The following is a 26,845-nucleotide window of genomic DNA, read 5'->3' as shown; positions in this document are numbered from 1 at the left end:
TTTAGAAAGTGTGTATTGTGTCGTCTGGATGGATGGTATTGTTAAAGTACGACAAGCTGGAAAAGTCATCAATAAAACCATCTACTTAGCTGTAGGACTTAATAGAGAAGGCTATAAAGAACTTTTAGGAATGTGGTTAGGACACAATGAATCTGCTGCTTTCTGGCAAGGTGTGTTAACCGATTTAAAGGCAAGAGGTGTAGCAGATATTTTAGTTACTGTCACTGATAATTTAAATGGATTTACGCAGTCTATTAAAAACATTTTTCCAACAGCAGATACGCAAATCTGTGTTGTACATCAAATACGCAACGCTGCACGTTATGTGGTTTGGAAAGATAAAAAGGCCTTTACAGCAGATATGAAACATATTTACAATGCACCAAATAAAGAAATGGCTGCTGCTGAACTAGAACGATTTGCAGAAAAATGGAACAGTAAATACCCTTATGCTGTACGTTCTTGGAAACAAAACTGGGAAGAACTCACTGTCTTTTTTGACTTCCCATTAGAAATTAGAAAGATAATTTATACCACTAATTTAATAGAAAACCTAAATGGAAAAATCAGAAAATATACCAAAAACAAAATGGCATTCCCTACGGATGATGCTCTTAAAAAATCAGTATACCTTGCGCTAATGCAAGTAACCAAAAAATGGATACAACCAATTCATAATTGGGGATTAATTCTTAATCAATTTTTAACTATATTTGAAAAAAGGATTCAACTCTAAATTAGTTAAACCCTCTGAAATTCTAGTTACACAAAATTTTGGATAGTGTCGATTTTAGAAGTCTTTTTCAGTAATCTGAATATTTTTATGAGCATCAGAAATCAACATTTTTAAAGTATTTTTATTTTTGTTGATAAAAAATTGATGTGATACTTTTTTGTTTGAAGTGTTTGTGAGTTTGTGTTTTTCTAAAATTGCTTTTGTCTGTTTAGCAACTGCTTCTCCAGAATCAATAATTTTAATTTTATTGCCAACAATTTCTCTTATTTGAGGAATTAAATATGGATAATGTGTACATCCTAAAACTAAACAATCAATATTTTCTTTAACTAAAGGATGCAAATAACTCGTTAATAATTGAGTCATTTCTTTAGAATTTAGTTTCCCGTTTTCAATCAGTTCTACCAAACCTTTGCCAATTATTTCTTTTCTAATTATTTTTTGATTGATTAAACTAGAAGTTTTTTCAAATAACTCGCTATTTAGAGTTCCTTTGGTTGCTAATATTCCTATTTTAAAAGTCTTGGTTTGTAGTGCAGCAGGTTTTATTGCAGGCTCTATACCAATAAATGGAATCTTATATTTTTTTCTTAAAACTTTTATTGCATTTGTGGTTGCAGTATTGCAAGCAACAATTACAAGTTTACAATTTTGCTTCAACAAAAAATCTGTGTTTTTTATTGATAAATCTATAATCTCTTTCTTAGTTTTTACTCCATAAGGAGCATTTATACTATCAGAAAGATAAATGGTGTTTTCTAATGATAAAAGCGAAATAACTTCTTTCCAAATAGAAGTTCCGCCCACACCAGAATCAAAAATACCAATAGGAAAATTATTAGATTTCATATGTGTAAAAATAAAAAAACCTACTTTTTTAAAGTAGGTTTCATATATCATTTAAAAGATTTTTTAGAATCCTAATTTAGCTTTTACAGCAGCCATTAAGTCTTCGCCTTTTTTAACCAATAAGCCTTTTCCAGGAGTTGAGTCTAATACATAAAGAATTCCTTTTGCAGCAGCAACTTCTTCAATTGTTTTTTGAGCTTTTTCTATAATTGGGTTTAAACCTTCTGCTTGTTTTTTTTGCATTTCTTGATAAGCTGTTTGTCTAGCTTGTTCATATCTAGCACCATCTTTTTGTACTTCTTGAGCTCTTTTGTCATTAGCTTCTTTAGTTTGCGTATTTTGCTCAGCAGAATATTTTTTTATTTTTGCATCTAGCTTCTTTTTCATTCCCTCAATTTCATCTTGATACGTTTTTCCAAGCTTTTCTATGTTTAATTTTAAAGCTTTAGTCTGTGGCATTTCTGCTACTAATTTTTCAAAATTTATATGACCTACTTTTTGTGCATTTGCTACACCAGCAACACCTAAAGTAAATACAGCAATTAATAGTAACGTTTTTAAATTTTTCATTCTTGTTTTAATTTAATTATTATTCTTGTCTTTTTTGTTATCTTCTTTTTTCTTTCTTGCAGCTTCCTTTTTTTCTCTTAATAATCTTCTTTTTTCTGCTCTTTGCTCTAATAGTTTTTTTCTTCTGTCTGCTATAAGTTTTTTCTTTGCTTCTTTTTCTGCTTCCTTTTTTGCTTTAGCATCTTCTATTTTTTTTACAGTATTTTTCTGTTTTTCTGTTAGTTCTTTTTTAGGAGCAATTTTTTTTGCATTTTTCTTTGCTTTTTTTCTTTCGTTTTTATCATTAACTAGCCTTGTTCTATCTATAGTGGCTAAAACGAGGTCGCTAATATCGTATTTTTTATTTGAAAAAAGCATTACTAAATCACTTGTTTTATCAAATACAAAATCATATTTTTTTCTTTTCGCAATTTTCTGAATTGCATTATAAACCTGGTCTTGAATTGGCTTAACCAATTGTTTTCTTACCTGAAACAAATCGCCTTTAGACCCAAAGTACAAAGATTCTAATCTTCTTAATTCTTCTTGTTTTAAAGCTATTTCTTCTTCTTTTTCTTCAATTAAGTCTTTGGTTAGAATTGCTTTTTCGTTGGCTAAATCTGTTTTAAGAACCTCAATATGTCTTGCTTGTCCGTCTAATTTTTTTCTCCATTTCGCAACTTTTCCGTCAAGGGTATTTTGAGCTTCAAGATATTCTGGAACATTTTCTAGAATATAATCCATATCTATATAAGCTATAATTTGATTTCTTTGCGACCAAAAAACTGTTACAGTAAATAAAAGAACGAGTGTTAAAAATATTTTTTTCATTTGTATAATATGTGTTTAGAAAAAACCGTGCCAAAAAAACTTTAGCATTACAAATGTACAGTTTTCTTAGAATTGTCTTCCAATAATAAAATGTGTTTGCCATCCAGATTTTACAGTCTGACCTGGTAAAGGGTCGAAACCATGTGCAAAGTCTATACCTAATAAACCAAATGCAGGCATAAAAATTCTAACTCCTAATCCGGCAGAGCGTTTTAATTCAAACGGATTAAATGTTCCAAAATTGTTATAAGAATTCCCTGCTTCTAAAAAACCTAAAGTATAGATTGATGCTGATGGAGAATCTGTAATAGAATAACGTAATTCCATTTGAAATTTGGTGTAAATTGTACCTCCTTGATTCGCATTTCCATTTTCATCTCTTGTAGATAGGCTGTTGTTTTCGTAACCTCTTAAGCCTATTGTTTCTCTACCATCTAATTGAAACTGTGCAATACCATCACCACCAACAAAATAACGTTCAAAAGGATTTTGACCTAATTTTGAATTATAAAACCCTAAAAATCCCATTTCTGCGTTAGACATTAATACTAATTTGTTTGTAAAAGAAGTGTACCATTTTCCTTTTGCATTCAATTTATAATACTCTAACCATTTGTATTTTTCAGCAAAAAAATCATTTTTCTCAGCATCAGTTAACCCTGCAGGTTCAGTATAGTCTTTTTTACCATTTACTAAAGAATAAGGAAAAGTAGCTTTTACACCAACAGAAAATTCTGATCCATAGGTTGGAAAAATTCTACCAGGCCCAGATGAGTTTCTTGCTAAATTAGCACTGTAAGATAAATTGTTAAGTGTTCCGTTGTTTAAAACAGCTGCCCCCACTCTAAATCCATAGTTTTTTAATCTAAAACTTTGATATGAAATAGTTTGTGATAATTGGAAAAAATCATCAGGCCATTTTAAACGTTGTCCTAAACCTAAAGATGCACCAATAATACCTAAATTTTGATCTTTATTAACTCTTCCTGTTTGGTAGTCAAATCGATATTGATTAGATGAATAAATTGAAAAAGATAAAGATTTAGGTTTTCTACCTCCTAACCAAGGTTCTGTAAATGAAAAGCTATAAGTATTGTAGGTTCTACTAGATTGTAATCTTAAAGATAATGCTTGTCCATCTCCCATAGGTAATGGTTTGTATGCTTCTTTGTTAAAAATATTTCTGATAGAAAAATTGTTAAAAGATAAACCTAAAGTACCTATAAAAGATCCACCACCATAACCACCTTGTAATTCTATTTGGCTACCTCCTTTTTCTACTACAGAAAAATCGATGTCAGCAGTTTTATTTTGATAATCAGGGACTACATCTGGCGTTACATTTTGATCAAAGAAACCTAACTGACCTATTTCTCTAATAGATCTAATAATGGCAGTTCTACTAAATAAATCTCCTGGTTTAACTCTAAGTTCTCTAAAAATAACGTGGTCGTTCGTTTTGTCGTTTCCAGAAACGGTTACTTTTTTAATTCGTGCTTTTTCATCTTCTCTAATTCTAATTTCTACGGTTATAGAATCATTTTCAACTTTTGTTTCTACCGCATTTACAGAAGAGAATAAAAAACCATTGTCTTGGTAAAGAGTAGATAAATCTTCTGATGTTGGTGTTCCATCACCTTTTACACGTTCTTTTAAAACTTCGCCATTATAAACATCGCCTTTATCAATTTTTAAAATTGAGTATAATTGTTCGTCTGTATATTCTTTGTTTCCTACAAATAATATTTCTGCAAATCTATATTGTTTACCTTCTTCTAAATTGATGTTTATATTAATGGTATTATCATCATTCCAAGAAATATTTTCATTTAAAATTCTGGCATCTCTATAACCTAACCTGCTATAAGTTTTTAAGATGTTTTCTAGGTCTTCTTGATAATCTTCTTCAATATATTTAGAGCCTTTCCAAAAACGACCCCAAAATTTTTCTTTGGTGTTTTTCATAGTCTTTCTAAGTTTTCTGTCAGAAAGAGCTTTATTACCTTTAAAGTTGATGTTTTTAATTTTAATTTTTTTTCCTTTATCAATAAAAATTGACATATTTACCACGTTGATATCTGAGGTGTCTTTTTTTACATCTAAATTTACTTTTGCTTTTAAAAAGCCTTTATCAGTATATTTTTTAGTGATATAATTTTTTGTGGTTACAATTAGGTTGTCTGTAACCATAGCACCTTCTTTTAATTCAGTTTCTTTAATGATTTCTTTAGACTTTCCTTTTTTAATACCATTTATTTTTACAACTTTTAACTGTGGTAGTTCTTTTACATCAAACTGAAGGTATACAGCATTGCCATCGATTCTTGCTAAATAAACATCTACATCGCTAAACTGTTTACTTTCGTACAATTTTTTTATGGCGCTTGTTAGTTTGTCTCCAGGAAGTTTAATTACTTGTCCGTTTCTTAAGCCTGTAAAAACTCTAACAGTTTCTTCGCTATACTTTTTTAGACCAGTAACGGTAATGCCTCCTAAAATATATTCTTTACCTTTTTCAAAGGAAATATTTTTTGTTACAATGGTATCTTTTTTTACAACAGGTATACTATCTTTCTTTATTTGTGCGTTAGCATTAAAAGTAAAAAATAGTGTTATAAACACTATTGTTGCAGAAAATAATTTCATAAAAAATTTATTCTGTAATTTGTTCGCTTGTTTTTCCAAATCTTCGTTCTCTATTCTGGTATTCAATAATTGCATCATAAAAATGCTCTTGTCTAAAATCTGGCCAAAGTATATTTGTAAAATATAATTCGGCATATGCCATTTGCCATAATAAGAAATTACTAATGCGTTGTTCTCCACTAGTTCTTATCATTAAATCAACCTCGGGCAAATTAAACGTATATAAATGATTATTTATAATATTTTCATCAATTTCTTTAATATTAAGCTCTTTATTAACAACTTTTTTAGATATGTTTTTAATTGCGTTAACAATTTCTTCTCTAGAACCGTAACTTAATGCAAAGGTTAAAATAATATCTGTATTGTTTTTTGTTTGAGAAATAACATCGTTTAAAACTTTTTGTGCTTTTTTAGGAAGTGTTTCAATAGCACCAATAGAGTTTACTTTTACTCCATTTTTCATAAACTCTGGTAATTCTTTTTTTAAAGAATTGATGAGTAAGCTCATTAAAGCGTCTACTTCTAATTTTGGTCTGTTCCAGTTTTCTGTAGAAAAAGCATATAAGGTTATGGCTTCTACATTAACTTGTGATGCTGCTTTAACGGATTCTCTTACGGCTGTTAAAGCATTTCTGTGACCAAAAACCCTACTCATTCCTTTGCCTTTTGCCCAGCGTCCATTACCATCCATAATAATGGCAACGTGTTTAGGAACTCTTTGTAAATCGATGAGTAGTTTTTTATCCATATTAAAATCCGTCTTTATAACATGCAGGTCTCCCAAATGTGTAAATTAAAGAAAACCCTGTAAATACATACCAATCATTTCCTGTTCCTTCTATATTTATATTAGGGGTTATGTTTGATCTGTAATCTAAATCATCTACAAAAGTGTATCTAAATTTTGTTTCTAAAGAAAAAGCTAAATCTTTATATAATTTAGATTTATAACCAAAACCAAAAGGAATAGCAACAGATGTTTTACTACCCATAATTGGTTTTCCTGTTGGTGGATGTGATACCACATTTGTGTAATTAAAACCAGCTAATTCTAGCAATAAATAAGGTGTCCAGGTTTTATCTTCTGATGATAAATCGTACTCATAAAAATTATATTCTATACCTATTGCCAATTCGTTAATTGTATTTGTAAAATTAATGCCTCTGTCTTTTCTAAATTTAGTGTCTGCTTTTGCATCATTTCCTTGAATTGGTAAATAGCTATAAGTAGCTCTTAGTGCAACTCTGGGATTCCAATTATATTTTAAAAAAATAGCACCTGCTGGTTTATCAGGATATATATAATAATTTTTACCAATATCACCAACATAATTTGTGCCCCCAAAAGAAAGCCCTGCTTCGTACACTTGTCCTAATGAAATTAAGGAAAAGCTAAAAAACACGATAAATAAAACATTTTTTTTCATCCTAAAAATAGCGAGCAAATATAAGTATTTCAATTTGCTTTATAAAGTTAATATTCAGTCTTTTTTGAATAACAACTATTTTAAAGAATTATTGCAAGAAATACGTTAAAGATTGGTTTTGTTTCTAATATCTTCTCCCCATAATAATTTACTTCGTAAAGTCTTTAAAAACGATTGGTTTTTAGGCAAAATACTTTTAATTGTGTAAGAAGATTTTTCTATAAATATTTTAGTGTCTTTTGGTACACTTGTAACTCTAGAATCTAACGAGATGATGTAACTTTTTTCTCTAGAATCTACTTTTAATTCAATCTTAGTTTCATCAGAAATAACCATTGGTCTTGCATTTAAATTATGAGGTGCAATGGGTGTTATGACTAAGTTTTTTGAATCTGGTAAAATTACAGGCCCATTACAACTTAAAGAATAACCAGTAGAACCTGTGGGTGTAGAAATTATTAAACCATCTGCCCAATAATTGGTTAAATATTCTTTGTTTAAATAGGTTTTTACACCGATCATAGAAGTGGTGTTTTTCTTTGCAATTGTAACTTCATTTAAAGCAAAATTAAGCTCTGCAAAATCTTTAGTTTTGGGTACTGTTTTTACAGAAAGTAAAGATCTTTCTTGCAATGTATATTCGCCATTAAGAACCAATTCTATACTTTCTTCTATAACATCTTTGGGCACAATTGCTAAAAAACCGAGTCTACCCGTGTTTATGCCTAAAATAGGAATGTCTAAATCTCTAATGTGAGTTACAGAGCGTAAAAAAGTACCATCTCCACCAATGGTAAACATAACATCAAAAGAATCGTCTAAATCATTAAAATTGCTAAAACATTTATAATTGTCTTTTAGAACATTATTTTTAATTAAAAGTTTGTAAAATTGATGTTCTATGCAGAAATCAATTCCGTTTTTTTCTAAAACGTTAAGTAATATATGAATTTCTTTTTTTGATGAAATGGCGTAAGATTGACCGTAAATTGCTGCTTTTTTCACAAAATTGTCTTTTAATTAATGTTTTTAGAGATTTACATTTCTAAATATTTTTGAAGATATTCAGATCTGTTTTTTAAATCTTCTAAATAAATATCATTTTCATGTATAGAGATTATTTTATAATCATATCTTCTAAAGGTTTGCATAATTTCGTTGACTTCATCAGAAATAATTTTTAATGTAATTTGCACAAATTCTGATGATTTTTCTGAAATATAGAGTCCTAATAATTTACCTCCATTAGATTCTATGATCTGTGTTATTTGGCTCATAGAATAATCATTTCTCAATTTTTCTAAGATTAAGGTTTCTCCTTCTTCAACCATAAACGGACTTGTAGAAAAAACGTCTAACACATCGCGTAAATCAAAATAACCCAAATATTCTTTATCGTAATTGAGAACAGGAATAATGTTAGTATCATTGTCTGCAAAAATCTTTATCAATTCTAAAACTGTGGCTTTTTTATCGACAAAAAACGAATTTAACAAATGTGCATATGCTACTAATTCATTCTCTTTGTTTTCTATAGTTTGTATATCTTCTTCAGCAAAAGAACCCAATAATTGGTTGTTTTCTATGACAGGAAAATGTGTAATAGGATAATTTTTAAACACCTTCTGCGCACTTTTTACTGTATCTTTTAAACGAAGCGGTTTTATTTCTTCTAGTATGTAATCGTTCATATTCATTCTTTACGAATATAGGATAAAATGATTTAATAAATTACCTTTGCAGCCTAATTTTAGACAATGACAAAGTTAAGTGTAAATATCAACAAAATAGCAACTTTAAGAAATTCTCGTGGCGGAAATGTGCCGAATTTATTAACAGTGGCAACAGATATTCAAGAATTTGGCGCAGAAGGAATTACAATTCACCCCAGACCCGATGAAAGACATATTCGTTATCAAGACGCAAGAGATTTAAAAAATATTGTAACAACGGAATATAATATTGAAGGAAATCCTATAAAATCGTTTATAGATTTGGTGTTAGAAGTAAAACCAACGCAAGTTACTTTGGTGCCAGATGCTGTAGATGCAATTACGTCTAATGCTGGTTGGCATACGATTACGCATCAATCTTTTTTACAAGAAGTAATTTCTGAATTTCAACAAAACGGAATTAGAACCTCAATTTTTATTGATACAGATTTAAAGTTGATAGAAGCTGCTGCAAAAACCGGTACAGACAGAATAGAATTGTATACTGAGCATTTTGCAAGCGAATTCGAAAAAGGAAATACACAAGCTGTAAAACCTTATATTGAAGCTGCGATTTTAGCACACAATTTAGAATTAGGAATTAATGCAGGGCACGATTTAAGTTTAGATAACATTAGGTTTTTTAAAGAAAATATTCCGAATTTGGTAGAAGTTTCTATTGGTCATGCTTTAATTGCTGAAAGTTTATATTTAGGTTTAGAGAATGTTGTAAATATGTATTTGCATAGGTTGAAGGGTTAGGAAGTTGCAAAGAAACAAAGTAATAAAGTTGCAGAGTTGAAAATGAAATGAATTTTGACAATATCAAGATTCTAAAAGCCTAATAATATAAGTATTCAATAATCTAACAATCTAAATGTCAAACAATCCAATTCTACATTCAACCATAAAAGGAAAAGGAAAACCACTACTAATCTTACACGGTTATTTTGGAATGTCTGATAACTGGAAAACCTTAGGAAATAAATTTGCAGAAGATTATCAAGTTCATTTAATAGACCAAAGAAATCACGGACGTAGTTTTCACGAAAATGAGTTTAATTACGAAGTTTTAGTTGATGATTTACACAAGTATATGCAACATCATCAATTAGAAAATGTTTATTTAATTGGGCATTCTATGGGCGGAAAAACAGCAATGTTGTTTGCGGTAACTTATCCAGAATTGGTAAATAAATTAATTATTGTTGATATTTCTCCAAGAGCATACAAACCACATCATAATGCAATTTTAGCAGGTTTAAATGCTGTTGATTTTTCTATTCAAAATACAAGAATTTTGGTGGATAAAAAATTATCTGAATTTATAGAAGATTTTGGCGTACGTCAGTTTTTGCTAAAGAATGTGTATTGGAAAGAAAAAGGACTATTAGCATTTAGATTTAACTTAGCATCTTTAACCCAAAACAATCCAGAAGTTGGCAAAGCATTGCCTTCTTTTACCTTTTTTGAAAAAGAAACTTTATTTTTAAAAGGAGAAAAATCTGATTACATTACAAAAAATGAAGAGCCAATTATAGAAGCTCATTTTCCAAACTCAAAAATTGTCGAAATAAAAAATGCGGGTCATTGGTTGCACGCAGAAAATTCAAAGCAATTTTATGAAGTTGTTTATGAGTTTTTAAAGTAATTCATCTTCTTTAGTTTATTAAATAAATCTTTAAATTATTTCGTAAATTAGAATGTATAGGGTTGCTTTTTTTTGATTAAAACGAAACTTAAAACCTGTTTTTATTTTAATAGAACCTCTATAATAGTATCTATTTTGTTCTTTTTATCCTCTGGAATAGCAATAGTTAACTGCCCTTTTTTTAACTTAAATTTGTGTTTGTTTTTATCATCAAAAAACTTCACTTTTTTAATTTTACCTTTAAAATTATCAATTTTAAATTCATTTAACTTTGAATTTAAAATATGAATATATAAAATTTTACCATTTTGAGTAGATACATAATCTGAAGTCGCAGGTATAATACCACTTCGTGTTCCGTAAATAGTTTTTCCGTTTTTGACCAACCATTTACCAACTGCTTGCAAACGTTTTTTGTGTTCATCTTGAATTTTTCCATTTGGCATAGGTCCCACGTTTAAAAGAAAATTTCCGTTTCTACCTGCAGCATTTACAACGTATTGAATAAGTTGTTTTACCGATTTATGATTATCATCTTGTAAATTAAATCCCCAAGAATGGTTTATGGTTTCGCAAGTTTCTAATGGTAAGGGAGATATATTTGCGCTACCAAAACCAGTTGTGCTTTTTCCGGGTAAATCTTTTTCAAACATTTGAAAATCTTCTCCTGGAAATGGATCTAAATGATGATTATTCCCAATTAATAAAGCAGGATTTACATCATGAATCATTTTATAGGTTTTTAAAAGTTCCCAACGTTCTACACCTTCTTTTCTAGCTTTTAGTGTACGTCCTTTTTCTTTTAAAACATCCCAAAATCCATCAAACCAAAATCCAGCAATATTATAATTTTCTGCCAATTCTTTTATTTGCGCATCTTGATAAGTGATGTAGCTTTTCCAATTTCCAGAATTGGGTCTACCAACTTTTTTACCTGTATAACCTCTTGGATAATAATCTGGGTGCTGCCAATCTAGTTGCGAGTAATATGCATAGAGTTTTATGCCTTGCTTTATACATTCTTGTTCTAATGCTCTAAAAATATCTTTACCATAAGGTGTTGCTTTTACAATATTATAATCAGATATTTTAGAATCATACATTGCAAATCCATCATGATGCTTTGTGGTTATTGTAATGTATTTCATACCTGCATCTTTAGCTAGTTTTACAACTTCTTTAGCATCAAATTCTAAAGGATTAAAAAAAGTTGGCAATAATTTATATCTATCAACTTTAATGTTCTGATTTGTCATTACCCATTCGCCATCACCTAAAATACTATATACACCCCAATGAATAAACATTCCAAACTTATCATCTTTAAATGCTTTTCTCGCTTCTAAATTTTCTTTGCTTGGTATGTAATTGCTCTGTGCAAATACAGATTGTGTTGCAATTACTAATCCTAAAATTATTAATAAGTTTTTCATCTGTTTAGTTTATAAAATTACAATGTCCTTTTTTTATTTATGGACTTTTTAAGTCCTTATAAACATAATTAGCTAAGTTATTAGAAAATAAATTTAGAAACAACCAAATTTAAAAGTAGATTTCCCTTTTTCTTCAAATTTACTTTATCTTCGTTTTTTCTAAAAAATGAAACTTAAAAATGAGTAGAAATCTTAAAGATTATATTGTAATTGGTTTAAAAGGAATGGCAATGGGTGCTGCAGATGTTGTGCCTGGTGTTTCTGGTGGTACAATTGCTTTTATTTCTGGTATTTACGAAGAATTATTAGGCTCAATAAGTAATGTAAAATTAAGCCTTTTAAAGACTATAAAAAATGATGGTTTAAAAGCTGCTTGGAAACAAATAAATGGTAATTTTTTAGCAGCATTATTTGTAGGCATTTTTATAAGTATTGTTTCTTTGGCAAAAGCCATTAAATATTTACTAGAAAACGAACCTATTTTATTGTGGTCTTTCTTTTTTGGTTTGGTGTTGGCAAGTATTATTTATATAGCGAAACAAATTAAAAAATGGAATTTTTTTACTGTTTTAGTTTTAATAATTGGTGCTTTTTTAGCCTATTATATTACTACTTTAAATCCGTTAGTTTCAGAAAATTCTTCTTCGTTATTTATGTTTTTAGCTGGCGCAATTGCAATTTGCGCAATGATTTTACCAGGAATTTCTGGCGCATTTATTTTAGTATTGTTAGGAGCTTATAAACCTATTTTAGCTGCAGTAAATGATAGAGATTTAAAAACAATAGTTATTGTTGGTTTGGGTGCAATTGTGGGTTTGTTGAGTTTTTCAAAAATTTTAAAATGGTTGTTTGCTCATTACAAGAACCTAACTTTAGCAGCTTTAACTGGCTTTATTGTAGGTTCTTTAAATAAAATTTGGCCTTGGAAACTGACGCAGTCAGTTTTTGATAAAATGTCTGGAAAAGTAATTCCTTTTTCAGAGGTTTCAGATCTAGCAAACCTATCCTTATACCAAAAGCAAACTAATAATTATGAAAATTATAAAGTTGCACTAGAACAAAGTGTTTCTCCTTTTTCTTTTGATGGAAATGCACAATTAACGCTTGCAATAGTTTTAGCAATTGTTGGTTTTGCTTTAATTTTATTGATGGAAAAATTAGCCGTTCAAAAAAAATAAATGCAAAAAGAAAGAACTTTTTCACAAAAAGTAAACCTTTTTTTAAAAGGATTGGCAATGGGAGCTGCAAATAAAGTTCCTGGTGTTTCTGGCGGAACAGTTTCTTTTGTTTTTCGTTTTTACGAAGAATTAATATATTCTTTTAGAAAAATAAATTTAAAAGCTTTTAAATTACTGTTTAATGGCAGATTTAAAAGTTTTTATAGATATGTAAATGGGCAATTTCTCTTGCTAATAATGGGAGGAAGCATTTTTAGTTATTTTAGTATTTCTTTAGTGTTAGATTATTTTCTTGTAAATTACGAACTCTATGTTTGGAGTTGGTTTTTTGGGATGATAATTGGCTCAATTTATTATATTGGTAAAGATTTTGGCGATTGGAATTTTAAAAATATTTTTTCTTTAATTATTGGGGCTTCTGTTGGCCTAGGAATTAGTTTTCTAACGCCAGCCACAGAAAACGACAATCTTTGGTTTGTTTTTATTTGCGGAATTATTGGTGTTTCTGGTATGACCCTTCCTGGGCTTTCAGGCTCATTTATCCTTATTTTAATGGGGAATTATGTGTTGCTTTTAGTAGATTCTGTAAATGAATTGTTTTATGTAATTACCAATTTATTGTCAGGTAATTTTGATGTTTTAGCAGATCCAGTTAAAATTAGATATTTAAAAATTATTAGTGTTTTTACTGCGGGTTCTGCTTTTGGATTGGTTTCTATTTCGCACGTTTTAGGATATGTTTTAAAAAGATGGCATCAAATTGTTACTGCAGTTATTATTGGCTTTATTACAGGTTCTTTAGGAATTGTTTGGCCTTGGAAAGAAACTATTTATCTGCAAGAAAAAGGTCAGTTTTTGTTGGATAAAAAAGGAAATAAAATTGTTGAAAACTATGAACGATTTATTCCTGATTTTTCTAATTCTGAAACTTGGTTTGCCATTTTTTACATTAGTATTGGTATTGCTTTAATTTTGGCTATAGATTATTATGGAAGAAAAAAAAGATAAGATTTTTGGTTTATTAGGTAAGAATATTTCTTATTCATTTTCTAAAGGATATTTTAAAGAAAAATTCGAAAAAATTGGTTTAGGAAATCATAAATATGTCAATTTTGATTTAGAAAATATTGAAGATTTTACATCAATAATAAATAAAACAGAAAATTTAAAAGGGATGAATGTTACCATTCCTTATAAGCAAACTGTTATGCAATATTTGCATAAACTAGATAAAACTGCCAAAAAAATTGGAGCTGTTAACACAATTAAATTTACAAAAAAAGGTAAATTAAAAGGTTATAATACAGATGTTGTTGGTTTCGAAAAATCACTATTACCTTTCTTAGAAAAACATCACAAAAAAGCATTGATTCTAGGTACAGGTGGTGCCTCTAAAGCTGTTGCTTTTGCTTTAAAAAAGAATCATATTAAGTATAAGTTTGTTTCTCGTAATCCAAAAAGTAGAAAAGAAATTTCTTATGATGATTTATCAAAAGAAATGATAACTAAACATAAAATCATTATTAACTGTACACCTTTAGGAACTTCTCCAAAAATAGAAAAATCACCAAATATTCCGTATCAATTTTTAACAAAAAGTCATCTTTTATATGATTTAATCTATAATCCAGCAGTAACAATATTTTTAAAAAAAGGGCAAGAAAAAGGTGCCATAACTAAAAATGGATTAGAGATGTTAGAACTTCAAGCAGAAGAATCATGGAGAATTTGGAATACCTAAAATAATATTTAAAAACCTTTTTACTGCTCTAAATCTTGTAAAATTTGTAAGTTGTCAGTATCTTTATAAACTATTTATAATTATAGTATTATATAGACCTTAAACATTGTAGATATGTTAGAAAATGATGACCAAAACGTTGATAAAACGGAAAAGAATACTGATAAAACTTTGCAAGAAGTTACAGAAACAACGAATCTAGAAAAGATAGATAAAGTTGATGACGCTACTGAAGCTGTTGAAGAAATTGAAAAATCGATGGCAGAAGATGCAGAGAAAGATACTTCTAAAGAAGATGATACTCCTAAGGTTAATTATGCTGAATTAAGCCTAGAAGAATTGGTTTCTGAACTTAAAAAAACACTTTCCTTACAACCAGTTCAAAAAATTAAATCACAAGTAGAAGGAGTTAAAAGTGCTTTTAATCAGAAGTTTGGAACTTTGTTAGCTGAAAAAAAAGCAGCTTTTTTAGAAGCTGGAGGTAATTCTATAGATTTTAAATTTTCTAGCCCAATAAAATCTGAATATAATAAATTGTTATCAGATTATAAAAAACAAAGAGATGCTTACTATAAAGATTTAGAAAAGCAATTATCCGAAAATTTAGAAAAAAGACTTACTGTTATTGAGCAATTAAAAGATTTAATTGTAAATGCTGATACTGCTACTATGTATAAAAGCTTTAGAGAATTGCAAGATTCTTGGCGTGCAATTGGTCCTGTTCCTAAAAATCATTATAATGATACATGGAAAACATATCATCATCATGTAGAACGTTTTTACGATTTATTACATTTAAGTAATGATTTTAGAGATTTAGATTTTAAACACAATTTAGAAGAAAAATTAAAAATTATTAAAAAAGCAGAAATACTTGCAGATGAGGCTGATATTAATGTAGCTTTTAAAGAATTGCAAGAATTGCATAAAATTTGGAAAGAAGATATAGGTCCTGTTTCTCAAGATATGAGAGAAGAAGTTTGGGGTAAATTTAGTGCAGCTACAAAAAAAATTCATGATAGAAGGCATGATTATTTTAGAGAAATGCGTTCTAAATATCAAGAAATAATTGTAAAAAAACTTGTAGTTGTAAATCAAATAAATGCTTATGATACTTCAAATAATAAAACTCACAACGATTGGCAAAAAAGTATAAAAGATATAGAAGCTCTTAGACAAGCTTACTTTAATGCGGGCAAATTACCTTATTCTAAAAGTGAAGAAGTTTGGCAAAAATTTAAAGCAGCAACCAAAAAATTTAATAGTGCTAAAAATGTTTTTTATAAGCAAGAAAAAAGTGGTCAGCAAGATAATTTAAAAAAGAAAATAGCTTTAATAGAATTGGCAGAATCATTAAAAGATAGTGAAGAGTGGGAGACTACAACCAACACTATGAAAAAGATTCAATCCGATTGGAAAAAAATAGGACATGTACCACGTAAATTTTCTGACGATATTTGGAAAAGATTTAAAGCTGCTTGTAACCATTATTTTGATAGATATCATCAACAAAGAAATTCTTTAAATAAAGAACAACAAGAAATTGTAGATGCTAAAAAACAGTTTTTAGAAACGCTGAAAGAACTAAAAGAACCAACAAAAGACACCGTTTTAGAGGCTATTAATTCTTGGAGAGATTTAGGTAGATTACCAAGAAATGCACGTCATTTAGAAGGTAAATTTAACAAACAGATAGATAGAATTTTAGAAAGCTTATCTTTAGATAAGAAAGAAGTTACTATGCTAAAGTTTACCAATGTTGTTGATGGTTATGCAGCAATTAATGATTTTAGAAAGTTAGACTCTGAACAGCTATTTGTTAGAAAAAAGATTGATGAAGTTGTTAGAGAAATTCAGCAATTAGAAAATAATTTAGGTTTCTTTGCCAATGCCAAAGATGATAATCCTTTAGTTTTAAATGTAAAGAAAAAAGTTAATGAATTTAAAAACGATTTAGCTGTTTGGAAAGATAAATTAAGTTATTTAAAAAAATTAGATTATTAAAAATCTAGACAATTCTAAAAAACAAAAAACTCGAAGCTTAGCTTCGAGTTTTTTTTATGAATTTATGTGACTTAAATTATGAAAATAATTTATCCATTTTTGCTTTTTCTTCTTCAGCTAAAGCTGCATCAACTAAAATTCTACCACTATGTTCGTCAATAGTAATTTTCTTTCTATTTGCAATTTCTAACTGAACTTGTGGCGGAATAGTAAAATAAGAACCTCCAGAAGCTCCTCGTTCTATAGCAACCACAGCTAAACCATTTTTAACTTTATTTCTAATTCTTGTATAAGCAGAAAATAAATGATCTTCTAAAGATTTAGAAAACTCATCAGATTTTTTTATTAATAAGGCTTCTTCTTTTTCTGTTTCTTTTAAAATGGCATCTAATTCAGCTTTTTTATGACCTAAATGTTGCTCTTGTTTTGCTAATTTTTCTTTAGTAGCATCAATTACTTCCATTTTTTGAGCAATCTTAGCTTTATACTCGTTAATTCTTTTCTCTGCTAATTGAATTTCTAATTCTTGATATTCAATTTCTTTAGATAATGAGTCAAATTCTCTGTTATTTCTAACTTTCTTTTGTTGCTCATCATATTTTTTCATTAAAGAATTAGATTCTTCAATAGCAAGTTTTTTGTTGTTAATGTCAGTTTCTAAGTTAGAAACATCCTGATTTAAGTTTGCAATACGCGTGTTTAATCCGGCAACTTCATCTTCTAAATCTTCAACTTCTAAAGGTAGTTCACCTCTTACGTTTCTAATTTCGTCAATTCTTGAGTCAATTAACTGTAAATCATATAAAGCTCTTAACTTTTCTTCAATCGAAATTTCTTTCTTCTTTGCCATATTTATAAATAATATATAGGATTTGTACTTTCTTCTGATAAAATGATTGCAAAATTACTAAATTTTTTTGTAAGATAATCAACCAAAAGGTTTTTTGTAAACTGTTCGCTCTCATAATGTCCAATATCTGCTAAAAGTATCTTGTTTTCTGCCTTAAAAAATTCATGATATTTAAAATCTGCACTCACATAAGCATCTGCACCAGCTTTTTTTGCGTTAGCAATGGCAAAACTTCCAGATCCGCCTAAAACAGCCACTTTTTTTATTTTTTTATTGATAAAACTAGAATGACGAACACAAGCTGTTTTCATAGTTTTCTTTAAATACAAAAGAAAATCTTTTTCTTCCATTTCTGATGATAATTCTCCAATCATTCCCATACCAATATTTTGATGTATGTTTTCTGTGGTTACAATTTCGTAAGCAACTTCTTCATAAGGATGATTTTCGAGCAAAGATTTTAGAATAGAACTTTCATTTTTACTTTCAAAAGTTACAGAAATTTGTATTTCTTTTTCTGTGTGATTTTTTCCTTTTTCACCCAAAGTAGGATTGGAGTTTTCATTTCCTCTGTAAGTTCCATCACCTAAAACATTAAAAGAACAATTGTTGTAATTACCTATGTTTCCTGCGCCAGCTTTAAAGAGAGATTTTCTTAAATTATCAGCATTTTCTAAAGGAACATAAGTGGTTAGTTTTTTAATAATTCCTTTTTTCGGAATTAAAATTTTGGTGTTTTTTAAACCTAAAACTTCACACATTTTTGCAGAAACGCCATTTTTAGAATTGTCTAAAGCTGTATGTGTTGCATAAATGGCAATGTTATTTTTTATGGCTTTTAAAACCACTTTTTCTACATAAGAATTACCGTTTAATTTTTTTAATCCACCAAAAATAATAGGATGAAAACTCACTATTAAATTGCAATTTTTTGCAATAGCTTCATCAACCGTTTTTTCTAAGGTGTCTAGCGTTACCAAAACTCCAGTAATTTTTGTGTTGTAATTACCAACCAATAAGCCAGCATTATCAAAATCTTCGGCATAATTTAACGGAGCTAACTTTTCAATATAATTTGTAATATCTTTTATAATCATAAATTAAAATGTATAACAACCCAAAGTTACTGTTTTCTGTTTAGCAATCCATAAAAATGCCTTATTTTCGTAATAATGAAAATGCTACGTTTTTTATTATTTCCGTTTGCAATCGTTTACGATTTAGTGACAAGAATTCGTAATTTCTTTTTTAATGTTGGTCTTTTTAAGCAAACTTCTTTTAAAATCCCTGTAATTGTAGTAGGTAATTTAAGTGTTGGTGGAACAGGAAAAACGCCACAAATAGAATATTTAATAAGATTGTTAAAAGACACAAAAAACACTGCCGTTTTAAGTAGAGGTTATAAACGAAAAACAAAGGGTTTTGTGTTGTTAAACGACTCACATTCTGCTAAAGATGTTGGTGATGAGCCGCTACAATATTTTAAGAAGTTTCATACTATTGATGTTGCTGTAGATGCAAATAGAGTAGCTGGGGTTTCAAAATTGATTTCTAAAAAATCTTCTGAAGTTGTTTTGTTAGATGATGCTTATCAACATAGAAAAGTAAAAGGAAGTTTTTATATTTTACTCACTAAATTTAATGATTTATTTACAGATGATTTTTTACTACCAACAGGAAATTTAAGAGAAAGTAGCAAAGGAGCAAAAAGAGCGGATGTAATTTTAGTTACTAAATGCCCAGAAAATTTGGATAAAAATTCGCAAAAAAAAATTGAAAACAAATTAAAAAAGTATCATAAAAAAGTATTCTTTACAACCATTACTTATGATGAAAAAACATCTGGAAAAGAACAAGTTTTAGTGGATGAGTTAAGAAATTACAAAGTTTTATTAATAACAGGAATTGCAAATCCAAGTCCGCTTTTACGTTATTTAAATGAAAAAAAGATAGAATTTAAACATTTAAAATATCCTGACCATCATCAATTTTCTAATAATGAAATTGAATTTATCAAGAAAGAATACTCAGAAATTAAATCATCAAAAAAGCTTATTTTAACTACAGAAAAAGATTTTGTTAGATTAAAAAGCAAAATAAAGGAGGTTTCTTTTTTAGGCATAAAAACATCCTTTTTACAAGAAGGAGAAGCGTTTAACTCAATAATAAATTCTCATATAAAACAAAACCAACGCTGTTAAAACGTTGGTTTCTTTTCTTGATTTTTGTTAGAAGTATCTTTTTAAAGCTTACTTCATTTAATAAGACACAGTTTTTCTTAAAAGTCACATTTTGTATATTTGGTATTATTTTTGATATTTTTGTAGAAACTAATTTATATGAAAAAAGTTATTTTAGGATTTGTTTTTTGTTTTTTTACAACAACAATTATTTCAGCGCAAGGTAATGCTATTGAAACCCCAGAGTTATTAACTGCTACTTGGGAACCTACCTATAAGAAAGCTTTAAAGAAATCTAAAAAAGAAAAGAAACCAGTTCTTATTTATTTTACAGGTTCAGATTGGTGTGGGCCTTGTAAAGTTTTAGATAAAAAATTGTTTCATTCAGAAAAGTTTAAAGCTATAGCTGATAAAGATTTAGTATTGTATGAAGCAGATAGTCCAAGAAATACAGATATTCTAACACCAGAAAAAATAAAAGTAAATAACAATTTAAAAAGGAAATATAAAATTAAGTCATTTCCAACATTAGTTATGGTAAATCATAAAGGAAAAATGATTGGATATAAAAAAGGACTAATTTTAACTGAATATTATTATCCGTTTTTACAATCAGTCATCGAAAATTATTAAAGATATATTTTTAAAGTAGAAAAACCGAAGCAAACAAATGCTTCGGTTTTTTTATAATTTCTTTTTAGAGAGATGATAATTATTTTTGATCAATTACTCTAAAAGTGGTTCTTCTGTTTGCTCTGTGTTCTGCTTCTGTACAAGAAACTCCGTCTGCACATCTGTTAGTTAATTTTGTTTCACCAAAACCATTTGCAGTTAATTGACTTGGGTTTACACCTTTAGAAATTAAGTAATTTGTTACTGCTTGAGCTCTTCTCTCAGATAATTCTTGATTATACTGATGAGAACTTCTAGAATCTGTATGAGACTCAATAACAACAGCTAATCCCTTTTTTAAGATTGGTAATAATCTAGCATCTATAATTCTTTTAGCTCCAGAAGTTAAAGTAGCACTTCCTAAGTTCCAGTTTATTGGTAATGGCGTATTGTTTACTAATTCACATTCAACTTCTTTCCAAGTAGTTAAACCGCCTTTGTTAACTAAAACTTCTTTAGTTACTGTTTTATATTTTGCTGCAACAGTTACTTCTTCTTGCCAAGCATCTTTTACTAAAACTATTTTTTTGATAGTTCCGTATACAGCAGGAATTTCTACAGATTTAGTTGTAGGAGGAGTAACCATAACTCTTTTTGTATATGTTTTATCATATCCAGGAACTTCATTGGAAATTGTAGTTGCGTCTTTATCTAATTTAGTTAATGGTATAGTAACAAATTGTGCTGGAATTGGTTTATAACACCAATATCTACAATCATTAGGGTCACTAGACTCACAATCAGGAGCTTTTTCGCTCATTTCCCACTTTGCAGAAGCAGCTTTAGTTTCTATAGTTTGAGAATCTCTAGAAAAAGTTGCTCTAACAACACTTAATCTGTTAGCGTCTTCTTTAGCGGTATAAGTAATAACTTTATTTTCCCAAACTGCAGGAACAACAACTAAACGTTGTCCAGCTTCTTTAACTAATACTCTTTCAGTAACCGTTTTATATTCTGCAGGGTGAGTTACAATCTTTTTGTAAGCAGGAGCTATTTCTATAGTTACATCTTCGTTTTTCCATACTTCTGGAGTTTTACAACGTACATAACATTTTCCTGGTTCTGGGTTTTCTGGTAAGTCTTGACCAAAAGAAATTGATGCAACCATTAAAAAAGTTGCACTTAGTAATAATTTTTTCATAATTAATCTGTTTTTTGATTTTTTAGTTCGTTTATAAGACCCATATATTTTATAAAAGTCACTATGAATTAAACAAAAAATAAAAAAAGTTAATAAAAAGTTAAAAAATAATCACAACTTATTGTAGAACAGGCTTTTAATGATGCCGTCAGAAAGGCCAATTTTTGGAACAAATATTTTTCTTGCTCCACTCCATTTCATAGCAGATAAGTAAATTTTTGTTGCAGGAATTATAACATCAGCTCTGTCTGGATTTAGACTTAACTCAGAGATTCTTTCATCATAAGACATTTGTTTTAAAAACTGATATTGCGCATTTAAATAAATATAAGAAATAGGATTTCCTTCAGTTCTACCAGACATTTTAAAAAGTTTGTTAATATTACCGCCAGAACCAATTAAGGATATTTTTTTTAATCCTTTTGTGCTTTTTTTAATCCATTTTTCTACATCAGCAAAAATCTCTTTGTTTACAGATTTTTTATTGTTTAATAAACGGACAGTTCCCATTTTAAAAGACTTAGATGTAATAATTTTTCCTTCAGAAAAAACAGTAAACTCTGTGCTACCACCACCAACATCTACATAAAGATAAGATTTATGCCCGTTAATTAGTTCGTTTAAATCTGTTGATGAAATAATTTCGGCTTCTTCTTTACCTCCAATAATATCAATTTTTATACCAGTTTCTTTATGAATTTTATCTGTTACTTTTTTACCATTTTTAGCTTCTCTCATAGCAGAAGTTGCACAGGCTTTGTAGCGTTCAACCCCATGAACATCCATTAACAATTTAAATGCATTCATAGCATTTATCATTCTAGATACATTTTCTTTACTGATTGTACCATTTACAAAAGCATCTGCTCCTAAACGAATTGGAACACGAACTAAAGCCGATTTTTTAAACTGTGGCTCTTTATCTTCAGAAACAATAACATTGGCAACTAAAAGTCTTATTGCGTTAGAACCAATATCTATGGCTCCGTATTTTTTTATTTCTAACAAACTAAACTATTTATGGTTTTTAGGAAATTCTATCATAAAGGTTTTTCCTTTTTTGATGTTTTTCCAGTGTTTATCTTCAAATTTTATGCCTATAACTCCACAAGTGGTTACATGAGAAATGGGTTTGTTTCCAAACTTGTTTACAAAAGTGTTGATGCCGTGATCATGGCTAAAAATTATAGCAGAGTTAAAACCATCATCTAAAGCATTTACAGTTTTTACTAAGTAACCGTCACTAAAACTATAAAGTTGTCTTTTTATTTGAAGATTAGAAAGTGGGTATTCAAAGTTTTCGCAAAAAATTATGGCAGTATGTAGGGCTCTATTTGCACTACTAGAAACAAAAACATCTGGTCTATCAATTTTTTTTGATAAGATTTTAGACATTAAGTGTGCGTCATTAATACCACGCTTTTTTAGTGGTCTGTCAATATCTTTAATACCAGGATATTCCCATGAAGATTTTGCGTGTCTAACAATATATAAAGTTTTCATTCAATTTTAATTGTTGAACTGTAAATATAAAAATTTATGGCGCTAATCGTTCTAATTTCCAAGAAAAATCTTCTTTTAAAGAATATCTAATTCTGTCATGCATTCTGTTGGGTCTGCCTTGCCAAAATTCTATTGAAACGGGTTTTACTAAATAACCTCCCCAATTTTTTGGTCTTAGAATTTCTTTTCCTTTAAATTTTTTTTCATAAGTTTTTAAATTAATATCTAATTCTTCTCTAGAAGCAACTACTGAACTTTGGTTTGATGCCCAAGCACCTAACTTACTTCCATCGGGTCTAGATTCAAAATAACCATCAGATAAGTTTTCAGCTAATTTTTCTGCTTGTCCTTTTATAATGATTTGTTGCTCTAAACCTGCCCAAAAAAAAGATAAGCAAATGTTGTTATTCGCTGCAATAGATTTTCCTTTTTCTGAACTGTAATTGGTGTAAAAAATAAAACCTTCCCAAGTATATTTTTTTAATAAAACCACTCTATTTTTTGGGTACCCATCAAATCCTATTGTTGAAATGGTCATTGCATTGCTTTCATCAACCATTTCTGAAATATCGGCATTTAGAAACCAAGTTTGGAATAATTCCATTGGATTTTCGGGGCAATTACTTTCTAAAAGCTCTTGTTTTTCATACGACTTACGGTAGTTGCTTAAATCTTTTGACATTTTGATATTTAAAAAAGTAAAAATACAATTTTAAATGATGATTTTTAATCAAAAAAAAAAGAAGTTGTCAGAAAATAATTTTATAAACAAACTAAATAATTTTATAAACTTTATCTTTGAATCTTTAATTTTCAATCTTATTAATTTAGAGTAATGAATATACAAAACGCACAAAAACAAGTAGATGATTGGATAAAAAACCACGGTGTTCGTTATTTTAATGAGCTCACAAATATGGCGCAATTAACTGAAGAAGTTGGAGAAGTTGCTAGAATTATTGCAAGACGTTATGGAGAGCAAAGTGAAAAAGAATCTGATAAAAATAAAGATTTAGGAGAAGAATTAGCAGATGTGCTATTTGTAGTTTTATGTTTGGCAAACCAAACAGGAATCAGTTTACAAGATGCTTTTGAAAAGAAATTAGAGATAAAAACTAAACGCGATCACGATCGTCATCATAACAATAAAAAACTAAAATAAATGTCTTTTTTAGAAAAAATAAAACAACCCGTATTTTGGTCTAACTTTGCAAAAGTAGCCATTCCTTTTTTTGTAATAGTAATAGTAATTTCTTTGTTAATTAATAGTTCTTCAGAAATTTTTTCTGGAGATTTTGAAACACTCAATAAAAATAATTTTGCCGATGGCAAATGGAAAAACTTTTTTGGATTTAAAATAGTTTTTAGTACACTTTACGGTATGTATATGACCAATAAGAATATGAAATAATGCTAACAAAAAGGAATAGAAATTAATTTGCTTCTAAGTTTTTTGTTTTCTTATATAATGGTATAATTATTAGCCAAACAACAGCTATTAAAAAGAGTATAGTTATAATTCCGTAAAGCGTTAAAATCTTTTTAAAACCTTTTATTTTTCTTTCTGAAATAGATTGATATTCATTTACCAATCTATCCATTGTTGATAAAAAATTGGCTTCATTGGCTTTTATTTCTTTAACAAAATGTTCGAAAATTTCTTGATTATTAGGATTGTCAATTGTTTGGTTAGCGGCATTTATCATCCTTTTAAAATACACTTGGTTTTCTTTAAAAAGCGCATCTGTAATTTCGTTTTTAAAGTTTTTAGAAGTAATGTTTTCTATATAGTAATTATCTTGTGTAAAATCATCAACAATAGCAGAGAGTGAGTCTAAATCTATATAATATCTATATAAGTCTTTAACTTCATTTGCATACAAAGCAATCTTAGTAATTTGCTGACTATACATTCTTTGTTTACCAGAAGTATTAATAATTTTTGCATCGTAAAATTGTCTATTAATGTCTAAATGAAATATAACTTGACTAGAAACTGTAATTAATAAAAATAGGATACTTGCGAAGATGATTTTTTTCTTCATCAAAAAAAAGATTTTATAGGGGTTAAAGTGTAAAACTATTAATAATTTTTAGAATAGAAAAATAAGAATTAAAAAGAGCGACAAATTTGTTATTCTTCGTTTTTAAATTGATTCATCTAACTAATTTAAATGTGTTAAGATATTTAAGTTTTCCATACTTTATTACCAATTACAACCTTGATTAAAAAGATTTTCTTTACCTGAAACACCTGTAACTGCAGTACTTCTTCCTCCTCTAAATGGCCCAATATTTCGCCATTTAATTGCACTAAAATATTCGTCAGAAACTTTGGTAGATTTTTTTTGTGCATTAACTTTGACGTTTGCAGATAAAAAGAGGCAAATTGCCAGAAAAAGAATTTTTTCATTGAGGTAAGTTATTAATTTAGAGTATTATAAGTAAGAATTAAAATCAATTTTTGGGATGGACATATTGTTAAATGTTTTAGAGGATAAAAAAATAAAAGAGGAAATTACAATTTCTGGTTCTAAAAGTGAATCTAATAGATTGTTAATTCTTCAGAACTTATTTCCAGAAATTAAAATTGAAAACTTATCAGATTCTGATGATTCTGTGCACATGCAACACGCACTTTCTACAACTAATGAAATTGTAAATATTGGACACGCAGGAACTGCAATGCGTTTTTTAACTTCGTATTTTGCAATAAAAGAAAGCAGAGAAGTGGTTTTAACAGGTTCTAAAAGAATGCAAAACAGACCCATAGAAATCTTAGTAAATGCATTAAAAGACTTAGGTGCAGAAATTACTTACCAAGATAAAGTAGGATACCCACCAATTAGAATTAAAGGAAAAAGAATTACAAAAAACAAAGTGCAAATTAATGGTAATGTAAGTAGTCAGTACATTTCTTCTTTGTTATTAGTTGCTTCTAAATTAGAAAATGGTTTAGAAATAGAATTGGTTGGCAAAACAACCTCTGTACCTTATATAAATATGACTTTGAGTCTGTTAAATCAATTAGGAATTAAAACCAGTTTTGAAAAAAATATTATAAAAGCTCTTCCTAAGAAAACCATAGAAGAACAAACTGTTGTTGTAGAATCAGATTGGTCTTCTGCAAGTTACTTTTTTTCAATAATTGCATCTGCAGAGATTGGTTCAGAAATAAAATTATCAGCTTATAAAAAAGAAAGCCTACAAGGAGATTCTTGTTTGGCAGAAATTTACCAACATTTTGGAGTTTCTACAACTTTTGGCAATAATTTTATCACTTTAAAAAAAGAAAAAGAAAGCAATTTAGAAACTTTAGAAGTAAATTTAAAAAATGCGCCAGATATTGCACAAACTATTGCTGTTACTTGTTTTTCTGAAGGAATAGCTTGTGATTTATCAGGTTTACATACACTTAAAATTAAAGAAACGGATAGGTTAGTGGCTTTAAATGATGAGCTAACAAAATTAGGAGCAACCATTTTTGTTACAGAGAAAAGTTTACATTTAGAAAAATCATCAATTATCAATAAAAATATTGCTATAGAAACCTATAACGATCATAGAATGGCAATGGCTTTTGCGCCTCTAGCTATAAAAGTTCCTATAAAAATTTTAGATGCAGAAGTGGTTACAAAATCGTACCAAAAATTCTGGAAAGATATGCAGCAATTGGGTGTTAAAATAGATGAACTTTAAATTATCTGGCTAAACACTTGACAACGCCTATTTCGATATC

General features: G+C 28.7%; 28 protein-coding genes. 12 read left to right on the top strand and 16 right to left on the bottom strand.

Translation table 11 applies throughout. The features are described from left to right. On the top strand, positions 1-736 hold a 736-nt coding region (locus ACY2RX_RS11205), incomplete at its 5' end, for an IS256 family transposase (protein WP_490104067.1). Positions 737-790: 54 nt separating this feature from the next. Here the strand turns inward: ACY2RX_RS11205 and murI are convergent. From murI to ACY2RX_RS11165, 8 genes are all read right to left on the bottom strand, one after another. Continuing rightward, entirely contained in the window at positions 791-1,585 is a 795-nt protein-coding gene (murI, locus tag ACY2RX_RS11200) for a glutamate racemase (RefSeq protein WP_490104075.1), read from the bottom strand. Between the two features lie 63 nt (positions 1,586-1,648). Continuing rightward, on the bottom strand, positions 1,649-2,155 hold the full coding sequence (locus ACY2RX_RS11195) for an OmpH/Skp family outer membrane protein (RefSeq protein ID WP_490104066.1): 507 nt from the start codon (positions 2,153-2,155) through the stop codon (positions 1,649-1,651). Positions 2,156-2,167: 12 nt separating this feature from the next. Then, positions 2,168-2,965, bottom strand: a complete 798-nt coding sequence (locus ACY2RX_RS11190) for an OmpH/Skp family outer membrane protein (RefSeq protein ID WP_490104065.1) — start codon at positions 2,963-2,965, stop codon at positions 2,168-2,170. Positions 2,966-3,031: 66 nt separating this feature from the next. Continuing rightward, entirely contained in the window at positions 3,032-5,611 is a 2,580-nt protein-coding gene (bamA, locus tag ACY2RX_RS11185; RefSeq protein WP_490104064.1) for an outer membrane protein assembly factor BamA, read from the bottom strand. A 7-nt stretch (positions 5,612-5,618) separates the two neighbouring features. Beyond that, complete coding sequence (gene uppS / locus ACY2RX_RS11180; RefSeq protein ID WP_490104063.1) at positions 5,619-6,362, bottom strand: undecaprenyl pyrophosphate synthase; 744 nt, start codon at positions 6,360-6,362, stop codon at positions 5,619-5,621. 1 nt (position 6,363) lies between these two features. Next, positions 6,364-7,041, bottom strand: coding sequence for a type IX secretion system protein PorG (gene porG / locus ACY2RX_RS11175; RefSeq protein ID WP_490104062.1), 678 nt, complete (start codon positions 7,039-7,041; stop codon positions 6,364-6,366). Positions 7,042-7,146: 105 nt separating this feature from the next. Next, positions 7,147-8,046, bottom strand: coding sequence for an NAD kinase (locus ACY2RX_RS11170; RefSeq protein WP_490104061.1), 900 nt, complete (start codon positions 8,044-8,046; stop codon positions 7,147-7,149). 32 nt (positions 8,047-8,078) lie between these two features. Then, on the bottom strand, positions 8,079-8,732 hold the full coding sequence (locus ACY2RX_RS11165; RefSeq protein ID WP_490104060.1) for a CBS domain-containing protein: 654 nt from the start codon (positions 8,730-8,732) through the stop codon (positions 8,079-8,081). Positions 8,733-8,798: 66 nt separating this feature from the next. Here ACY2RX_RS11165 and ACY2RX_RS11160 point away from each other — a divergent pair, with 66 nt between their 5' ends. Then, complete coding sequence (locus ACY2RX_RS11160; RefSeq protein ID WP_490104059.1) at positions 8,799-9,515, top strand: pyridoxine 5'-phosphate synthase; 717 nt, start codon at positions 8,799-8,801, stop codon at positions 9,513-9,515. A gap of 115 nt (positions 9,516-9,630) precedes the next feature. Next, entirely contained in the window at positions 9,631-10,404 is a 774-nt protein-coding gene (locus tag ACY2RX_RS11155; protein ID WP_490104058.1) for an alpha/beta fold hydrolase, read from the top strand. Positions 10,405-10,505: 101 nt separating this feature from the next. On the opposite strand, the gene ACY2RX_RS11150 is transcribed toward ACY2RX_RS11155, so the two are convergent. Beyond that, the gene (locus ACY2RX_RS11150) at positions 10,506-11,837 is read right to left on the bottom strand and encodes an alpha-L-fucosidase (protein ID WP_490104057.1); all 1,332 of its coding nucleotides are present in this window, start codon (positions 11,835-11,837) and stop codon (positions 10,506-10,508) included. A gap of 179 nt (positions 11,838-12,016) precedes the next feature. Between ACY2RX_RS11150 and ACY2RX_RS11145 the strand changes: the two genes are divergently transcribed. The 4 genes from ACY2RX_RS11145 (at position 12,017) to ACY2RX_RS11130 (ending at position 16,760) form a co-directional block, all read left to right on the top strand. Then, entirely contained in the window at positions 12,017-13,015 is a 999-nt protein-coding gene (locus ACY2RX_RS11145) for a DUF368 domain-containing protein (protein WP_490104056.1), read from the top strand. After that, on the top strand, positions 13,016-14,023 hold the full coding sequence (locus tag ACY2RX_RS11140; RefSeq protein ID WP_490104055.1) for a DUF368 domain-containing protein: 1,008 nt from the start codon (positions 13,016-13,018) through the stop codon (positions 14,021-14,023). Next, positions 14,004-14,756, top strand: coding sequence for a shikimate dehydrogenase family protein (locus ACY2RX_RS11135; RefSeq protein WP_490104054.1), 753 nt, complete (start codon positions 14,004-14,006; stop codon positions 14,754-14,756). Before ACY2RX_RS11140 ends, ACY2RX_RS11135 begins: the two co-directional genes overlap by 20 nt. A 114-nt stretch (positions 14,757-14,870) precedes the next feature. Continuing rightward, entirely contained in the window at positions 14,871-16,760 is a 1,890-nt protein-coding gene (locus ACY2RX_RS11130; RefSeq protein ID WP_490104053.1) for a DUF349 domain-containing protein, read from the top strand. Positions 16,761-16,836: 76 nt separating this feature from the next. On the opposite strand, the gene ACY2RX_RS11125 is transcribed toward ACY2RX_RS11130, so the two are convergent. Then, positions 16,837-17,610, bottom strand: coding sequence for a zinc ribbon domain-containing protein (locus ACY2RX_RS11125; protein WP_490104052.1), 774 nt, complete (start codon positions 17,608-17,610; stop codon positions 16,837-16,839). Between the two features lie 2 nt (positions 17,611-17,612). Continuing rightward, positions 17,613-18,707, bottom strand: coding sequence for a Nif3-like dinuclear metal center hexameric protein (locus tag ACY2RX_RS11120; RefSeq protein ID WP_490104051.1), 1,095 nt, complete (start codon positions 18,705-18,707; stop codon positions 17,613-17,615). Between the two features lie 81 nt (positions 18,708-18,788). Here ACY2RX_RS11120 and lpxK point away from each other — a divergent pair, with 81 nt between their 5' ends. Continuing rightward, on the top strand, positions 18,789-19,811 hold the full coding sequence (gene lpxK, locus ACY2RX_RS11115; protein WP_490104050.1) for a tetraacyldisaccharide 4'-kinase: 1,023 nt from the start codon (positions 18,789-18,791) through the stop codon (positions 19,809-19,811). A 138-nt stretch (positions 19,812-19,949) separates the two neighbouring features. After that, positions 19,950-20,423 (top strand): thioredoxin family protein, encoded by a 474-nt coding sequence (locus ACY2RX_RS11110; RefSeq protein ID WP_490104049.1) that lies wholly within the window; start codon positions 19,950-19,952, stop codon positions 20,421-20,423. A gap of 79 nt (positions 20,424-20,502) precedes the next feature. Here ACY2RX_RS11110 and ACY2RX_RS11105 read toward each other — a convergent pair whose 3' ends face one another. From ACY2RX_RS11105 to pdxH, 4 genes are all read right to left on the bottom strand, one after another. After that, positions 20,503-21,603, bottom strand: a complete 1,101-nt coding sequence (locus ACY2RX_RS11105; RefSeq protein ID WP_490104048.1) for an OmpA family protein — start codon at positions 21,601-21,603, stop codon at positions 20,503-20,505. Positions 21,604-21,714: 111 nt separating this feature from the next. Next, entirely contained in the window at positions 21,715-22,611 is an 897-nt protein-coding gene (locus ACY2RX_RS11100; RefSeq protein ID WP_490104047.1) for a Ppx/GppA phosphatase family protein, read from the bottom strand. Between the two features lie 6 nt (positions 22,612-22,617). Then, positions 22,618-23,106, bottom strand: coding sequence for a SixA phosphatase family protein (locus tag ACY2RX_RS11095; RefSeq protein ID WP_490104046.1), 489 nt, complete (start codon positions 23,104-23,106; stop codon positions 22,618-22,620). A 34-nt stretch (positions 23,107-23,140) separates the two neighbouring features. Continuing rightward, the gene (pdxH, locus tag ACY2RX_RS11090; protein WP_490104045.1) at positions 23,141-23,788 is read right to left on the bottom strand and encodes a pyridoxamine 5'-phosphate oxidase; all 648 of its coding nucleotides are present in this window, start codon (positions 23,786-23,788) and stop codon (positions 23,141-23,143) included. A 153-nt stretch (positions 23,789-23,941) separates the two neighbouring features. Here pdxH and ACY2RX_RS11085 point away from each other — a divergent pair, with 153 nt between their 5' ends. Further along, a complete protein-coding gene (locus tag ACY2RX_RS11085; protein ID WP_490104044.1) occupies positions 23,942-24,268 on the top strand; it encodes a nucleotide pyrophosphohydrolase in 327 nt (108 codons plus the stop codon). Next, positions 24,269-24,517, top strand: coding sequence for a hypothetical protein (locus tag ACY2RX_RS11080; protein WP_490104043.1), 249 nt, complete (start codon positions 24,269-24,271; stop codon positions 24,515-24,517). It abuts the gene before it with no gap. 22 nt (positions 24,518-24,539) lie between these two features. Here ACY2RX_RS11080 and ACY2RX_RS11075 read toward each other — a convergent pair whose 3' ends face one another. Next, entirely contained in the window at positions 24,540-25,151 is a 612-nt protein-coding gene (locus ACY2RX_RS11075) for an MCP four helix bundle domain-containing protein (protein WP_490104042.1), read from the bottom strand. A gap of 424 nt (positions 25,152-25,575) precedes the next feature. On the opposite strand from ACY2RX_RS11075, the gene ACY2RX_RS11070 reads away from it, so the two are divergent. Next, positions 25,576-26,805, top strand: coding sequence for a 3-phosphoshikimate 1-carboxyvinyltransferase (locus ACY2RX_RS11070; protein WP_490104041.1), 1,230 nt, complete (start codon positions 25,576-25,578; stop codon positions 26,803-26,805). The last annotated feature ends 40 nt before the right edge of the window (positions 26,806-26,845 follow it).

Source organism: Polaribacter sp. 2405UD43-2 (assembly GCF_058147125.1).
Note: the sequence above shows the minus strand (reverse complement) of the source record. Positions and strands in the feature narration are given on the sequence as shown.

Bases quoted from the DNA above. Each gene is read 5' to 3' on its own strand.
- murI (WP_490104075.1), bottom strand. From the start codon at position 1,585: ATGAAATCTAATAATTTTCCTATTGGTATTTTTGATTCTGGTGTGGGC.
- ACY2RX_RS11195 (WP_490104066.1), bottom strand. From the start codon at position 2,155: ATGAAAAATTTAAAAACGTTACTATTAATTGCTGTATTTACTTTAGGT.
- ACY2RX_RS11190 (WP_490104065.1), bottom strand. From the start codon at position 2,965: ATGAAAAAAATATTTTTAACACTCGTTCTTTTATTTACTGTAACAGTT.
- bamA (WP_490104064.1), bottom strand. From the start codon at position 5,611: ATGAAATTATTTTCTGCAACAATAGTGTTTATAACACTATTTTTTACT.
- uppS (WP_490104063.1), bottom strand. From the start codon at position 6,362: ATGGATAAAAAACTACTCATCGATTTACAAAGAGTTCCTAAACACGTT.
- porG (WP_490104062.1), bottom strand. From the start codon at position 7,041: ATGAAAAAAAATGTTTTATTTATCGTGTTTTTTAGCTTTTCCTTAATT.
- ACY2RX_RS11165 (WP_490104060.1), bottom strand. From the start codon at position 8,732: ATGAACGATTACATACTAGAAGAAATAAAACCGCTTCGTTTAAAAGAT.
- ACY2RX_RS11160 (WP_490104059.1), top strand. From the start codon at position 8,799: ATGACAAAGTTAAGTGTAAATATCAACAAAATAGCAACTTTAAGAAAT.
- ACY2RX_RS11155 (WP_490104058.1), top strand. From the start codon at position 9,631: ATGTCAAACAATCCAATTCTACATTCAACCATAAAAGGAAAAGGAAAA.
- ACY2RX_RS11150 (WP_490104057.1), bottom strand. From the start codon at position 11,837: ATGAAAAACTTATTAATAATTTTAGGATTAGTAATTGCAACACAATCT.
- ACY2RX_RS11145 (WP_490104056.1), top strand. From the start codon at position 12,017: ATGAGTAGAAATCTTAAAGATTATATTGTAATTGGTTTAAAAGGAATG.
- ACY2RX_RS11140 (WP_490104055.1), top strand. From the start codon at position 13,016: ATGCAAAAAGAAAGAACTTTTTCACAAAAAGTAAACCTTTTTTTAAAA.
- ACY2RX_RS11135 (WP_490104054.1), top strand. From the start codon at position 14,004: ATGGAAGAAAAAAAAGATAAGATTTTTGGTTTATTAGGTAAGAATATT.
- ACY2RX_RS11130 (WP_490104053.1), top strand. From the start codon at position 14,871: ATGTTAGAAAATGATGACCAAAACGTTGATAAAACGGAAAAGAATACT.
- ACY2RX_RS11125 (WP_490104052.1), bottom strand. From the start codon at position 17,610: ATGGCAAAGAAGAAAGAAATTTCGATTGAAGAAAAGTTAAGAGCTTTA.
- ACY2RX_RS11120 (WP_490104051.1), bottom strand. From the start codon at position 18,707: ATGATTATAAAAGATATTACAAATTATATTGAAAAGTTAGCTCCGTTA.
- lpxK (WP_490104050.1), top strand. From the start codon at position 18,789: ATGCTACGTTTTTTATTATTTCCGTTTGCAATCGTTTACGATTTAGTG.
- ACY2RX_RS11110 (WP_490104049.1), top strand. From the start codon at position 19,950: ATGAAAAAAGTTATTTTAGGATTTGTTTTTTGTTTTTTTACAACAACA.
- ACY2RX_RS11105 (WP_490104048.1), bottom strand. From the start codon at position 21,603: ATGAAAAAATTATTACTAAGTGCAACTTTTTTAATGGTTGCATCAATT.
- ACY2RX_RS11095 (WP_490104046.1), bottom strand. From the start codon at position 23,106: ATGAAAACTTTATATATTGTTAGACACGCAAAATCTTCATGGGAATAT.
- pdxH (WP_490104045.1), bottom strand. From the start codon at position 23,788: ATGTCAAAAGATTTAAGCAACTACCGTAAGTCGTATGAAAAACAAGAG.
- ACY2RX_RS11085 (WP_490104044.1), top strand. From the start codon at position 23,942: ATGAATATACAAAACGCACAAAAACAAGTAGATGATTGGATAAAAAAC.
- ACY2RX_RS11080 (WP_490104043.1), top strand. From the start codon at position 24,269: ATGTCTTTTTTAGAAAAAATAAAACAACCCGTATTTTGGTCTAACTTT.
- ACY2RX_RS11075 (WP_490104042.1), bottom strand. From the start codon at position 25,151: ATGAAGAAAAAAATCATCTTCGCAAGTATCCTATTTTTATTAATTACA.
- ACY2RX_RS11070 (WP_490104041.1), top strand. From the start codon at position 25,576: ATGGACATATTGTTAAATGTTTTAGAGGATAAAAAAATAAAAGAGGAA.